The organism is Saccharopolyspora sp. NPDC000359 (assembly GCF_040300525.1).
Lineage (GTDB): Bacteria > Actinomycetota > Actinomycetes > Mycobacteriales > Pseudonocardiaceae > Saccharopolyspora.
Genome location: NZ_JBEPDU010000035.1, coordinates 1 through 12,250 on the forward strand (window position 1 = coordinate 1; position 12,250 = coordinate 12,250).

A 12,250-nucleotide genomic window follows, 5' to 3' on the forward strand; every position below is an offset into this window, starting at 1 on the left:
GCGTAACAGTGTTCGAACACTGTTACGCACTCACGACCCCTTGGGTTTGCGCCAGTGGAGGGTGACTCGCCAGAAGAGGCGGCGTCGCACGGCCGCTCCGGGGAGGAGCTCTGCCGCTGCTGCGCGGATGTCCACCAGGGTGTCCACCGGGTCCTTGACCGGCATGCCGTCGTCGTGGGGCTTGCCCGCTCGGCCGCGGGCTGCCTTGCAGACGCCGACGGCCGCGTTCGCTGGGAGCGTCACCGCGTCCAGGGCGAAGTCCACCGCCGTCTCCTTGCGGTAGTGGCCGACCACGGCGAGGGTTCCGCCCGGGCGCACCAGCTCGGCGAGCTTGGTCAGCGCCGGGCGCAGCGGCATGTGGTGCAGGCTCGAGATCGCCGTCACCACGTCGTAGCCCTCGGGGTCCAGGGCGAGTTCGGGGTCCAGTAGGTCCGCGCGGGCCCACCTGATGTTGGGCGGGTTCGACGCGCCCTTGGCGGCCTCGACCATCTCGGCCGAGACGTCCACCGCGTCGACGTGCTCCACCCTCGCCGCGAGCTGCCGGGCGAACGCGCCGGTCCCGCACCCGACGTCGAGCGCCCGCGCGCTGCGCTGCGGCACCTGCCGCAGCAACCACGGGTGGTAGTGCGAGTTGTGGTCCCACAACAACGCCTGCGGGAGTTGGATCACCGAGCCTCCATCGAGTAAAGTCCCCGGTCCCGCGCCATTCTGCCGGAGCTCGCGCCGCGCCGGGGAAGTGGCGACTTCGCAGGCACCGCGAAACCGCCACTTCCGCCGACGTGACCCGTCAGCCCGCCGGGGCGGTCGGCCAGACCGCTTCGCAGTGCGTGTCGGGTTCGGGCGTGCGCAGCGTCGTCACGTAGTCGTTGACGTGATCCGCCACGCACGGGCTGTGGTAGTACTGGCCGTGGCCGATGCCGTCGTAGTGCAGCAGCACCGAGTTGTCGATCTGCTCCGCCACCGTCCGGTTCCAGGCGTTCGGCGTCGCCACGTCGTACTTGGCCGTGACCAGCAGGATCGGCGGCGTGCCCGCGATCACCGGCTCGTGCTGGGGGTTGCTGACCTCCTCGGGCCAGTTCAGGCAGGTCGCCACGTCGCTCCAGAACGGGGAGAGCTTCGTCTGCGGGGCCAGCTGCTCCGCGCGCTCCCGGTAGCCCTGCACCTCGGCGAAGCTGCCGACGTCCCAGCGCCAGTCGTCGCACCAGATCGCCTGGTAGGAGTTCTGCGCCAACTCCTCCGGGGCGGCCAGCGCGGCCACCGCCGGGCCTCCGCCGTCCAGCGCGTGGAACCGCTCCGCGAGCGGGAACCACCGCTCCTCCGGCGCGTACATGGCGGCCTTGAGCTCGCGGCGGAGGAACTCCGCGCTGAGCGGCTTGCCGTTGGCCGGGTCGATCAGCGTCCCGGCCTCGGCCCGGGCGTGCAGGTCGGCCCACAGCGCGCGGACGTCGGTTCCGTTCAGCGCGCAGTTCGGCGTGCGCTCGCACCAGTCCGCGAAGGCATTGAACGCGCCTTCCTGGTCCTCGGTGGTCGTCGCGATGTAGTCGCCTCCGGAGCGCATGCTGTGGTCCATGTTCGAGTCGAGGACCATCGACCGCACCCGGTTCGGGAACAGCTCCGCGTACTGCTGACCGACCTGCGTGCCGTAGGACGCGCCGTAGAAGTTCAGCTGCTCCTCGCCCAGCGCCTCCCGGATCGCGTCGAGGTCGCGGACCGCGCTGACGGTGTCGACGCGGCCGAAGGCCGGTCCGGTGTTGTTCCGGCAGTCCTCGGCGATCGCGGCGTTGTAGTCCAGCAGCGCCTGGTACTCCTGCTCGTCCTCCGGGAAGTCCGTCGGCTTCTGCGCCAGCGCGTCGGCGCTGCATCGGATCTCGCTGCTGCGCACCACACCTCGCTGGTCCCAGCTGACGATGTCGAAGCGCTTGCGCAGCTCGCCGATGGACAGCGGGTCGGGGCTGTCGATGTACATGTCCACGCCAGACGCACCCGGTCCGCCCGGCGCGGCGAACAGCACGCCGATGCGGTTCTGCGGTTCGGTGGCGGGTAATCGCCCGACCGCGATCTCGATCTTCTCCCCGCCGGGGTCCTCCCAGTCGAGCGGGACTTCCACGGTCGTGCACTCGCCCTGCTGCCCGCCGCAGGGTTCCCAGACGAGGTCGGCTGCCAGCGCGGGTTGCGCGCCGGTCAGCGAGGACAGCACGAGCGCGGCAGATGCCGCCGCGTACAACGGAATTCTACGCACCAGATCTCCTCGTGTGAGCCGTTGGCGATCACGAGGCTAGTGATCGGAGTTCGCTCCGGGCGGCGCGTTCGGAGCATCCGGTTCCGCCGCTCGCGTCAGTACGCGTTGCAGGAGTCGGGATTGTCCAAGAGTGCGACCACTCCACGGCGCGCGAGCCCACCTCTAGCTTGGTGGAGAGCGCCGCATGTGCGCTGTACGAGCTGATCTCCGGCACTGCCGTGCTGGAGGCCACGAGCTCGGGGGCGAGGCGCGGCTGCTGGAGATCGCCGAACCGTCGGAGGAGCAGCGCACCTCGACCGGGGCACCACCCCGCACCGCGGCGACCGCCCACCGGCACGCCGCCGCCCGGTGACGTCCGTGAGCACTCCGCGGAGTGCTCACGGACCTCGCTCAGCTGACCGGCTGCGGGGTGCGGACGGTCGGGGGTTCCTCGTGCTCGCGCGGCTTCCACGGCCACCAGGCCGCTCGGCCCAGCAGGGTCAGCGCTGCTGGGAGGACCAGCACCCGGAACGGCTCACCACGAGCAAGGCGCAAGCCGTCATCCCCGAAGGCCCGGCGGCTTCGGGGAACAAGTCCCGAATCGTCGACGACGCCCCCGGTTCGGACGGCGACTACACCATCGCAATCGAGGAGCACGCGCCAGAGGCGCACACGCGGCTCAACCGTGCTCCCCACCTCCAGGCAGGCCGCAGTTTCAATTGAAACTGCGAACCCGCCCCACACCAAATCGCAGTTTCAATTGAAACTGCGGTTCACGAGGAGCGCGTCCAGAGCCCGCGGTGGGCCACCGCCGCGGTGGTCAAGGCTTCCCGAGGAAGCCAGCGAGGGTGCTGCGGCTGCGCTGCAGGTCGGCGATCCGCTGCTCGGCGATCGCCAGCTCCCGGTCCAGGATTTCCCGCACGTCGACGCACCACTCGAACTCCGGCAGCTCACCACGCGCGCACGGCAGCACCGCGCGGATCACCTCGGTGGACAGCCCCGCGTCCAGCAGGGCCCGGATCTGCCGGACCACCACCACCGCGTCCTCGTCGTACTCGCGGTAGCCGTTCGCGCCCCGCCGGGGCTCCAGCAGCCCCTGCGACTCGTAGTACCGCAGCAAGCGCGCATCGACACCGCTGATCCGCGCCAGTTCTCCGATCAGCACGCCACACTCCGTTCGTCCCAACCAGTATGCCGGGTGGCGTGATCACTCCAGGCCCGGCGGCGCGGTGGCCAGGCCGCTTAGACTCCCCGGCATGGCACAGTCGCCGACTTCGTCCGAGCTCGCCGACGCGGTCCGGGATGACCGGTCGCTGCGGCGGTTCCTGCACGGCCTACCCGGTGTCGACCAGGTCGGGCTGGAGCAGCGGGCCGCCGGGCTCGCCACCCGGAGCATCAAGAAGGACGCCAAGCGCTGGGCGATCGACACCGCGATCTCCATGGTCGACCTGACCACGCTGGAAGGCGCCGACACCGAGGGCAAGGTGCGCGCGCTGTGCGCCAAGGCCCGCCGACCCGACCCGGAGCGGCCGGACACCCCACCGGTCGCCGCCGTCTGCGTGTACTCCGACCTCGCCGCCACCGCGGTGCGGGAACTGGACGGCACCGGCATCCACGTCGCCTCGGTCGCCACCGCGTTCCCCTCGGGTCGCGCGGCGCGGGCGGTCAAGCTCGCCGACGTGGAGTACGCGGTGGCCGCCGGCGCCGACGAGATCGACATGGTGATCGACCGCGGCGCGTTCCTGTCCGGCCGGTACGGGCAGGTCTTCGAGGAGGTCCAGGCCGTCAAGCAGGCCTGCGGCCGGGCCCACCTGAAGGTGATCCTGGAGACCGGTGAGCTCGCCACCCTCGACAACGTGCGCCGGGCGTCCTGGCTGGCGCTGCTGGCCGGGGGCGACTTCATCAAGACCTCCACCGGCAAGGTCTCCCCCGCCGCGACCCTGCCCGTGACGCACCTGATGCTGCAGGCGGTCCGCGACTGGCGCGACGCCACCGGCGAACTGCGCGGGGTCAAACCGGCGGGCGGCATCCGCAACACCAAGGACGCGATCCGCTACCTGGTGGCCGTGCACGAGGTTGCCGGACCGGAGTGGCTCACCCCGGACCTGTTCCGCTTCGGCGCGTCCAGCCTGCTCAACGACCTGCTGATGCAGCGACGCACCCAGCTCGACGGCCACTACAGCGGCCCCGACCACGTGGCGGTGGACTGATGACCGAAAGCCCCTGGGAGTACGCGCCAGCCCCGGAATCGCGGGACATCGCGAACCTCAGACCCAGCTACCAGATGTTCGTCGACGGTGAGTTCACCGACGGCGGGGGCGAGCCGCTCAAGAGCACCAACCCGGCCACCGAGGAGGTGCTCGCCGAGGTCAGCAGCGCCGACGAATCCGATGTGGACACCGCGGTGCGGGCGGCCCGGCGCGCCTACGAGCGGACCTGGTCGCGGATGCCAGGCACCGAGCGCGCGAAGTACCTGTTCCGCATCGCCCGGCTGATCCAGGAGCGCGGCCGCGAGCTCGCCGTGCTGGAGACGCTGGACAACGGCAAGCCCATCAAGGAGTCCCGCGACGCCGACATCCCGACCGCCGCGGCGCACTTCTTCCACCACGCGGGCTGGGCGGACAAGCTCGCCCACGCCGGGTACGGCCCGGACCCGCGGCCGCTCGGCGTGGCCGGGCAGGTCATCCCGTGGAACTTCCCGCTGCTGATGTTGGCCTGGAAGATCGCCCCCGCGCTGGCCTGCGGCAACACCGTGGTGCTCAAGCCCGCCGAGACCACCCCGCTCAGCGCGCTGGTGTTCGCCGAGATCTGCCAGCAGGCCGGGCTGCCGCCGGGCGTGGTCAACATCGTCCCCGGCGCCGGGGACATCGGCGCCGCGCTGGTCGCCCACCCCGACGTCGACAAGGTCGCGTTCACCGGCTCCACCGCGGTCGGCAAGCAGATCCAGCGCACCGTCGCGGGCACCGGCAAGAAGCTCACCCTGGAACTCGGTGGCAAGGCCGCCAACATCGTGTTCGACGACGCCCCGCTGGACCAGGCCGTCGAGGGCATCGTGAACGGCATCTTCTTCAACCAGGGCCACGTCTGCTGCGCGGGCTCGCGGCTGCTGGTGCAGGAGTCGATCGCCGAGGAGCTGCTGGAGAAGCTGCGGGCGCGGGTACGGACGCTGCGGGTCGGCGACCCGCTGGACAAGAACACCGACGTCGGCGCGATCAACTCCGCCGAGCAGCTGGCCAAGATCACCGAACTGGTCAACAGCGGGGACGTCGAGGGCGCACAGCGCTGGACCAGCCCGTGCCCGCTGCCGGAACGCGGGTTCTTCTTCTCCCCCACGGTGTTCTCCGACGTGCAGCAGTCCATGCGGATCGCCCGCGAGGAGATCTTCGGCCCGGTGCTGTCGGTGCTGACCTTCCGCACCCCGGCCGAGGCCATCGCCAAGGCGAACAACACCCCGTACGGGCTGTCCGCCGGGATCTGGTCGGAGAAGGGCTCGCGGATCCTGTGGGCGGCGCAGCAGCTGCGGGCCGGCGTGGTGTGGGCCAACACCTTCAACCGCTTCGACCCGACCGCCCCGTTCGGCGGCTACCAGGAGTCCGGATTCGGCCGCGAGGGCGGCCGGGCCGGTTTGGAGGCGTACCTCGATGTCTGACATCCCGGAGCGGCTGGCCGTGGCCAAGACCTACAAGCTCTACATCGGCGGGAAGTTCCCGCGCTCGGAATCCGGCCGGGTCTACCCGGTGCATGGCGCGGACGGACAGTTCCTGGCCAACGCCGCGCACGCGTCCCGCAAGGACGTCCGCGACGCGGTCGCCGCCGCGCGCAAGGCGTTCCCCGGCTGGTCCGGCGCGACGGCCTACAACCGGGGCCAGGTGCTGTTCCGGGTGGCCGAGGTGCTGGAGGGGCGGCGCGACCAGTTCGCCGCCGAGGTCGCCGCCGCCGAAGGCCTGTCCACCGAGCGCGCCAACTCCACCGTGGACGCCGCGATCGACCGGGTGGTCTGGTACGCGGGCTGGACGGACAAGATCTCGACGGTGCTCGGCGCGGCGAACCCGGTGGCCGGACCGTACTTCTCGTTCAGCGTCCCGGAACCGACCGGCGTGGTCGGCGTCCTCGCCCCGCAGGACTCCGCGCTGCTCGGCCTGATCAGCGTGGTGGCCCCCGTCCTGGCGGCCGGGAACACCTGCGTGCTGGTGGCCAGCGCGGACCGCCCGTTGCCCGCGGTGACCTTCGCCGAGGTGCTGGCCACCTCGGACGTCCCCGGCGGCGTGGTCAACATCCTGACCGGCCGAGCAGCCGAACTCGGCCCCTGGCTGGCCTCGCACGCCGACGTGAACGCCCTGGACCCCACCGGAGCTCCCGAAGACCTCCGCCCGGACCTGGCCCGCACGGCGGCGAACACGGTGAAGCGGGTCCTCCCGGTCCGAGGCGGCGACCCCGACTGGACGACGGAACCCAACCTCCAACGCCTCAGGGCCTTCACCGAACTGAAAACCGTCTGGCACCCCATCGGCACCTGACCCAACCACGCCCCCGGTGCCGCGCCCCGCGCCCGCAACTTCGAGGGAACCGTTCAGCCTCCCCCGAAGTTGCGGGTCATACGACACGTCATGCCCCCAACACCCCGACGAACCGCAGTTCCGTCGAAACCAGACATCCGACTTCCACCGAAGTCGCGGGTCCCAGACACGCCACCGGCGCATCGGGGACCGACGGACCGCAAGTTCCGTCGAAACCAGAGACCCGACTTCCACCGAAGTCGCGGGGGTTCCAGACGGTCCATCGGCGTGCCGCGGGGCGACACGCCGATGGAGTGCGATTTCCATGGAAGTCAGAGGTCTGGTTCCCATGGGAATCGCGGGCCCCCCAGACCCCAGGATCAGTTGATCGTCGGGTAGACCACGCGGCCTCGGCGGGTGGCCTGGACCAGGAGCGTGATGGCCCCTGCCAACGCCACGACACCGAGCACGACCGCAGCCCAGCGCGGCAGCTCGTACAGCGGCGCCACGTCGTCGAAGAGCCGGGCGGACGCGAACTGCGCCACGATCCCCAGGGCGAACGCCCCGATCGCCGCAGCCCCGTAGACCTTGTTCCCCCGCTTCGCGGTGTAGGCCTTGAACGCCAGCATCACCCCGGCCACGATCAGTACCAGCAGGGACACCAGGGCAACGGTGTCCTTCAGCGTGTAGGCGATCAGGTCCGCGCTCTCGAACAGCGCGTCCAGCAGGAAGTCCGAGCCGAACATGACCAGCGCCGCGGTCGCCAGCGCGCTGATCGCGACCTCCAGCGACGTGCGCTTCCCAGTGCTGCTGTCCAGCTGCTCGGCGACCTGTGCCGCGTACTCGCGGGGGCGGCCGAAGGCCTCCACCGGGTCCTCCCCGGTCTCCCGCACGTGCGCCTCGACCTCGGCCAGCACCTCGCCGACGCGCTCGCCGGAGATCTCGTGCAACCGCAGCGCGATCAGCAGCTCGTCCCGGTACTTCGCGTCCAACGTCATCACGACTGCACCCCTCGTTCCACCACGGAGATCGAGTTCCTCGCGAACTCGACCCACTTCGGCCCCTGTTCGGCGAGCACCGCGCGCCCCTCGTCGGTGAGCGCGAAGAACTTCCGCCCGGGTCCGCCTTCCCCAGCCCGCCACTCGGCGCTCAGCAGCCCATCGGCCGCGAGCCGGTTGAGCAGCGGGTACAGCGTCCCGGCCTTCATCCCCGGCAAACCGGCCTCGGCCAGCCGCTGCAGCAGCGTGTACCCGTAGCCCTCGCCGCCCTCCGCCAGCAACGCCAGCACGGCGAGGTCGAGCACACCGCGCAGCCACTGCGCCTGCCGCCCCGAGATCGCCCTGTCCGCCATGCCAACAAGGTAACACCAACTAGTAGGCGTCACAAACTAGTGGGTCACACTCACCCACTTCACCGGCACGACCACGACCACGACCACGACCACGACCACGAGAGGGTTAGGCACGACCACCAACCCGACAAGCCGACCCGCCACCCGAACCCGCGACCGCCAGCCCCTCCCGCCCCGGATCTACAGTTTCAGTTGAAACTGTGGTCCACCCGCGCACCCGAAGTCACAGTTTCAACTGAAACTGTGAACGGCCGCGGCAGGGGCCGAAGTTTCAATTGAAACTGCGATTCGTCGTGCGTGGGGGTCGCAGTTTCAATTGAAACTGCGGAGCACCGGGGCTGGCGGGGTCAGCGGATCTGCCAGTCGAGGCGGCCGTCCTCGGTGACCGTTGGGTAGCTGTGGCCCGCTGGGGCGCCTTGGGTCAGGGCGCGGCGGACGTCGGAGAGCATCGCCGCGACTCCCATCCACTCTGGGCGCAGCACCTGCGCGGCCTCCTGCTCCCACTCCAGGACGCAGCCGTGCAGCGGGCCCGGGCGCAGGTCCACCACCAGCTCGTCGGCGAAACCGTCACCGGCGATCGGGATCCAGGCCGGGTGGAAGCTCGAACCCGGCGATCCCGCGTAGTAGTCGCAGGCCGGGCGCTCCCACTGCGCAGCCCAGTGCTTGCGGTGGTCGCGCCACGCCTGGAGCGCCTCGGCCGCGCCGTACGGCGTGTAGAACGGCGGCAGGACGTCGGCGAGCACGTCCACGTCGGTGCCCCCGCAGCACAACCACAGGTCGCGCAGTTCAACGGGCAGCTCGACGGCGAACTCCGCCTCCAGCTCCGCCAGGTCCGGAGGTGGCACGGGCGGGCGCAGGGCAGCTGCGGTGACCGGGGCGTGCTCGGCGAGCCAGCGCACGATCTCGGTCCACAGCTCCGTGACATCCATTCCGTTCATGATCGACGGGGAACCCCCGCAGGGGTACCGCCAAAGGTGACCTCGCCCCCTCCCGGGCAGGCGCTGAGCCGAACAGCCCAACGCCGTTGGGACGTGATCACCAGCCCGACGACTGATCGTTACGAATTGTTCCGTCGACCGTTGCACACCGCGGACTCGATACGGTGACAGCCGGACCGGGGAACACGCTGCGAACGGGCAGCCCGTAGGCTTCCGCGAGGTCTGGTTCGGTGACCGGAGGTAGAGAGATGGCGCAGGACATCGTCCCCATCGAGCTCGGGCTGCCGCAGGGCGACGTCGTCACCCTGTGGGCACCGCGGTGGCGCGAGGACGGCGAGGAGTGGGAAGCGTTCCTCGGGCACGAGGACGACCTCTACGGGTTCCCCGACCCCGCGCACCTCGCGGCGTTCGTGCGCACCGCTGAGGAGCACGACCTCGACGACCACCCGGCGTGGCACGTGGTGCCGCAGCTCGCCGCCGAGGACTTGAGCCCGGACGAGGACCACCAGTACGACCTGGTCGGGGTGCCGGAGCTGGTGGCCGAACCGCTGGACACCTGGACTGTCGGCGAGCTCGCCGACATCGTCGAGATCGCCCGCTCGCTGGCCGACGTCTGCGAGCTGGACGTGGTGCACGAGGTCCTGGACTCCGCGGACGGCTTCGGCCTGCTCGACCAGGGCACCTTCGCCTTCACCGGCAAGGACGGGCAGCGCCGCTGGACCGAGCTGTGCAAGGTCGTCGTGGAGCGCTGGGACGAGCTGCTGGACGCCATCGACGCCGTGGTCACCACCCCGGAGGTCCCGGCCGACGCGGTCGCCACCGCCGAAGCCGAGCTGGCCGAGGCGCTGGAGGCCGATGCCGAGGACCCCGCGGACACCTCCGACGAATCCGACGTGGACGAGATCGAGGAGGTCGACCTCGGGTTCTGGGGCGAGGTCGGGATCGACCCGATCCGCATCATCACCAGCACCGGCGAGCACTACTCGCTGCGCTGCTACCTCGACGACGACCCGGTGTTCCTCGGCAGCAGCGGCAAGATCGACGTGTTCGGCAGCCCCCGCGCGCTGGCCCGGTTCATCGCCGACGACGAGGCGGTGGCCGGTACCGACCTGGAGCGCGTGTCGACCTGGGCGCAGGTGCGGGAGAAGGCGACCGCTGGTGAGCTCGAGGTGGAGGTCGACGACGACAACACCTACGTGCTGACCGGCCTGGACACCGACCTCGGCGCCGGACCGTCCGAAGTCGACCCGACGCAACTGGACCTGGCCGAGGAGCTGCTGATGGACGCGGCGGCCTGGGCGGACGACAACAGCGTGGAGAAGGCGCTCCAGCCCTCGGAGCGGCTCGGCTGGCTGGTCTCGTTCGTCCTGCGCCCCAGCCCGAACCGCCTGCCCCCGAGCGGCCCCTTCGACGCCGAGGTCGAGTCCTGGCGCAAGCTCGTCGAATCCCTCGAAGACCGGTTCCGCACCCACTGACACCCGTCCCAACGCGAGTTCCACCGAGATCGCGCAACCAAACCAATGGAACTCGCACCTCCACACCGAGGCTCCACCCCGGGACACCCCACGCCGGAGGTGCCCGGGGCCACGCTCACCCACCCGAGCACGCGCCATGGGGGGTTCTGTCAGGCTGCTGCCAGGAGTTGGCCTGGGGCGGCGAGGCGGCGTTGGGTGGGTTCTCCTCGGCAGACCTGGGTGTAGGCCTCCCGGAGGCCCTTGCGGGCTCGGTAGGTCAGCGCAGCCGCGCTGTTGCGGCTGATGCCGAAGCGCTTGCCGACCTCTGCCGGGGTCTGGTTCTCCACCTCCACGTACCAGAGGACGTGGCGCCAGCGGCGGGGCAGCCGGGTGAAGGCCTGCTTGACCAGGTTCCGCTCCAGTTCGGCCACCGCCGGGTCGACGAACGGCTGGGACTCGTCCCGGCGGAAGCCGTCGAGCTCGGCGACCAGGTGCACCCGGCGGTCGCGGGTGGTCGCCGCCGCGGCCAGGTTCCGGATGGTGGTGAGCAGGTAGGCGCGGAACGCAGTGCCCGGTCCGCCGCCGCGCTTGATGACGTCCAGGACGTTCGCGAACGCCTCGGCCACCAGGTCGTCCACATCGGCCGCTGTCGGTGCGACCTGCTTGGCCATCGTCCGCGCCGCCGCGCGGTGCCGGTCGTACAGCTCGGCGAACGCCTCGGACGACCCGGTTCGAACCGCTTCGAGCAGAGCTCCGTCGTCGCCCGCGTACATGGTTCCCCTCAGCCTTTGCACCGGTGAGGGACGTCGCTGAGGGGGCTGACGCCCCTCACCGAATACGCCCCCGCTGTGCAAGATGCTTGCGAAACGGCTGGCATCGGACAAGGTGGAATATTTCAGATAGTGATTGCTCGCAGGTGGAGCGGAAGTCCACTCTCGAACGTCACCCAGCCGTGGGGCCAGTGAGCGCGAGCGCCTGCGAGATCTCCCCGGCGGCCGCGCGCAGCGGCGGCACGAAGGCACCGGTGCCGGTGAGCTTGCGGGCCGGGAAGGAGATCGCCAGCGTCATCGGCGAACCGGTGCCCAGGACCGGCGCGGCCATGCACGCGGTGCCCAGCGAGTACTCCTCGGAGTCGGTGACCACCGGGTGCTCCGGGCTGTCGATGAGGTCGCGGATCCGGGTGATGGTGCGCGGGGTGAGGTCCGCGGGCGGGTAGCGGTCGAAGTGGTCCGCCCGCTCGGCCCGGCTCAGCCCGGACAGCAGGCACTTGCCGATCGCCGTGGCGTGCGCGGCCTCCTTGAAGTCCGCCCAGGTGTCCACCCGCGGGGTGCGGGAACTGTCCACGATGTCGGTCACCACCACCTCGCCCTCGTCGTACCGGGCCAGGTAGACCGCCGCGTTCAGGTCGTCGCGCAGTTCGCCCATCACCGAGCGGATCCGGCTGCGCACGCCCTGGTCCTGCGCAGCCGAGTGCAACCCGGCGACCTGCTCGCCGATGATGAACGCGCCGTCGTCGAGCTTCTCGAGGTATCCCTCGTGCGCCAGGGTGCGCAGCAGGTGGTAGGTGGTCGGCAAGGCGATCCCGGTCCTCCTGGACAGGTGCTTCGCCGTCGTCCCGGAAGGCTGCTCGCTGACCGCCTCCAGCAGCCGGAGCGCGCGCTGCACCGACGTGATCAGCGTTGGTTCGCCACCGCGTGCCACCGTTCCCTCCCGGCAATGTGTGGTCCGCCGTCCCCGCGCCATACGTGAATCGCGTTCAGACCTGGCAGTATCCACCGCCCACGCCGCTCGCG

General features: G+C 70.6%; 14 protein-coding genes. 5 read left to right on the top strand and 9 right to left on the bottom strand.

The window, feature by feature from the left end:
- Window positions 1-30 precede the first annotated feature (30 nt).
- Window positions 31-669, bottom strand: coding sequence for a class I SAM-dependent methyltransferase (locus ABT324_RS21675; RefSeq protein ID WP_351180403.1), 639 nt, complete (start codon window positions 667-669; stop codon window positions 31-33).
- Window positions 670-787: 118 nt separating this feature from the next.
- On the bottom strand, window positions 788-2,239 hold the full coding sequence (locus ABT324_RS21680) for an alpha/beta hydrolase (RefSeq protein WP_351180406.1): 1,452 nt from the start codon (window positions 2,237-2,239) through the stop codon (window positions 788-790).
- A gap of 184 nt (window positions 2,240-2,423) precedes the next feature.
- Here ABT324_RS21680 and ABT324_RS21685 point away from each other — a divergent pair, with 184 nt between their 5' ends.
- Window positions 2,424-2,591 (top strand): hypothetical protein, encoded by a 168-nt coding sequence (locus ABT324_RS21685; RefSeq protein WP_351180409.1) that lies wholly within the window; start codon window positions 2,424-2,426, stop codon window positions 2,589-2,591.
- A gap of 38 nt (window positions 2,592-2,629) precedes the next feature.
- Here the strand turns inward: ABT324_RS21685 and ABT324_RS21690 are convergent, their stop codons facing one another.
- Together ABT324_RS21690 and ABT324_RS21695 are read right to left on the bottom strand one after the other, a co-directional pair.
- The gene (locus tag ABT324_RS21690; protein ID WP_351180412.1) at window positions 2,630-2,773 is read right to left on the bottom strand and encodes a hypothetical protein; all 144 of its coding nucleotides are present in this window, start codon (window positions 2,771-2,773) and stop codon (window positions 2,630-2,632) included.
- 265 nt (window positions 2,774-3,038) lie between these two features.
- The gene (locus ABT324_RS21695; RefSeq protein WP_351180415.1) at window positions 3,039-3,383 is read right to left on the bottom strand and encodes a MerR family transcriptional regulator; all 345 of its coding nucleotides are present in this window, start codon (window positions 3,381-3,383) and stop codon (window positions 3,039-3,041) included.
- Between the two features lie 91 nt (window positions 3,384-3,474).
- Between ABT324_RS21695 and deoC the strand changes: the two genes are divergently transcribed.
- The 3 genes from deoC to ABT324_RS21710 are packed head-to-tail and all read left to right on the top strand — an operon-like array spanning window position 3,475 to window position 6,735.
- Complete coding sequence (gene deoC / locus ABT324_RS21700) at window positions 3,475-4,428, top strand: deoxyribose-phosphate aldolase (protein WP_351180418.1); 954 nt, start codon at window positions 3,475-3,477, stop codon at window positions 4,426-4,428.
- Window positions 4,428-5,867 (top strand): aldehyde dehydrogenase family protein, encoded by a 1,440-nt coding sequence (locus ABT324_RS21705; RefSeq protein WP_351180421.1) that lies wholly within the window; start codon window positions 4,428-4,430, stop codon window positions 5,865-5,867. Before deoC ends, ABT324_RS21705 begins: the two co-directional genes overlap by 1 nt.
- Window positions 5,860-6,735, top strand: coding sequence for an aldehyde dehydrogenase family protein (locus ABT324_RS21710; protein ID WP_351180424.1), 876 nt, complete (start codon window positions 5,860-5,862; stop codon window positions 6,733-6,735). Before ABT324_RS21705 ends, ABT324_RS21710 begins: the two co-directional genes overlap by 8 nt.
- A gap of 359 nt (window positions 6,736-7,094) precedes the next feature.
- Here ABT324_RS21710 and ABT324_RS21715 read toward each other — a convergent pair whose 3' ends face one another.
- The 3 genes from ABT324_RS21715 to ABT324_RS21725 form a co-directional block, all read right to left on the bottom strand.
- Window positions 7,095-7,715 carry an HAAS signaling domain-containing protein gene (locus ABT324_RS21715; protein ID WP_351180427.1) on the bottom strand — a complete coding sequence of 207 codons (621 nt, stop codon included), beginning with the start codon at window positions 7,713-7,715 and terminating at the stop codon, window positions 7,095-7,097.
- Entirely contained in the window at window positions 7,712-8,065 is a 354-nt protein-coding gene (locus tag ABT324_RS21720; RefSeq protein WP_351180430.1) for a PadR family transcriptional regulator, read from the bottom strand. Before ABT324_RS21720 ends, ABT324_RS21715 begins: the two co-directional genes overlap by 4 nt.
- 347 nt (window positions 8,066-8,412) lie before the next feature.
- A complete protein-coding gene (locus ABT324_RS21725) occupies window positions 8,413-8,994 on the bottom strand; it encodes an SMI1/KNR4 family protein (RefSeq protein ID WP_351180433.1) in 582 nt (193 codons plus the stop codon).
- A gap of 257 nt (window positions 8,995-9,251) precedes the next feature.
- Here ABT324_RS21725 and ABT324_RS21730 point away from each other — a divergent pair, with 257 nt between their 5' ends.
- Window positions 9,252-10,478, top strand: coding sequence for a SatS C-terminal domain-containing protein (locus ABT324_RS21730; RefSeq protein ID WP_351180436.1), 1,227 nt, complete (start codon window positions 9,252-9,254; stop codon window positions 10,476-10,478).
- 149 nt (window positions 10,479-10,627) lie between these two features.
- Here the strand turns inward: ABT324_RS21730 and ABT324_RS21735 are convergent, their stop codons facing one another.
- A complete protein-coding gene (locus ABT324_RS21735) occupies window positions 10,628-11,230 on the bottom strand; it encodes an RNA polymerase sigma factor (protein ID WP_351180439.1) in 603 nt (200 codons plus the stop codon).
- A 169-nt stretch (window positions 11,231-11,399) separates the two neighbouring features.
- Complete coding sequence (locus ABT324_RS21740; RefSeq protein ID WP_351180442.1) at window positions 11,400-12,158, bottom strand: IclR family transcriptional regulator; 759 nt, start codon at window positions 12,156-12,158, stop codon at window positions 11,400-11,402.
- Window positions 12,159-12,250 lie beyond the last annotated feature (92 nt).

Excerpts from the sequence above, each read along its gene's own strand:
- ABT324_RS21685 (WP_351180409.1), top strand. The coding sequence starts at position 2,424 with ATGTGCGCTGTACGAGCTGATCTCCGGCACTGCCGTGCTGGAGGCCAC.
- ABT324_RS21735 (WP_351180439.1), bottom strand. The coding sequence starts at position 11,230 with ATGTACGCGGGCGACGACGGAGCTCTGCTCGAAGCGGTTCGAACCGGG.
- ABT324_RS21730 (WP_351180436.1), top strand. The coding sequence starts at position 9,252 with ATGGCGCAGGACATCGTCCCCATCGAGCTCGGGCTGCCGCAGGGCGAC.
- deoC (WP_351180418.1), top strand. The coding sequence starts at position 3,475 with ATGGCACAGTCGCCGACTTCGTCCGAGCTCGCCGACGCGGTCCGGGAT.
- ABT324_RS21705 (WP_351180421.1), top strand. The coding sequence starts at position 4,428 with ATGACCGAAAGCCCCTGGGAGTACGCGCCAGCCCCGGAATCGCGGGAC.
- ABT324_RS21720 (WP_351180430.1), bottom strand. The coding sequence starts at position 8,065 with ATGGCGGACAGGGCGATCTCGGGGCGGCAGGCGCAGTGGCTGCGCGGT.
- ABT324_RS21725 (WP_351180433.1), bottom strand. The coding sequence starts at position 8,994 with ATGGATGTCACGGAGCTGTGGACCGAGATCGTGCGCTGGCTCGCCGAG.
- ABT324_RS21710 (WP_351180424.1), top strand. The coding sequence starts at position 5,860 with ATGTCTGACATCCCGGAGCGGCTGGCCGTGGCCAAGACCTACAAGCTC.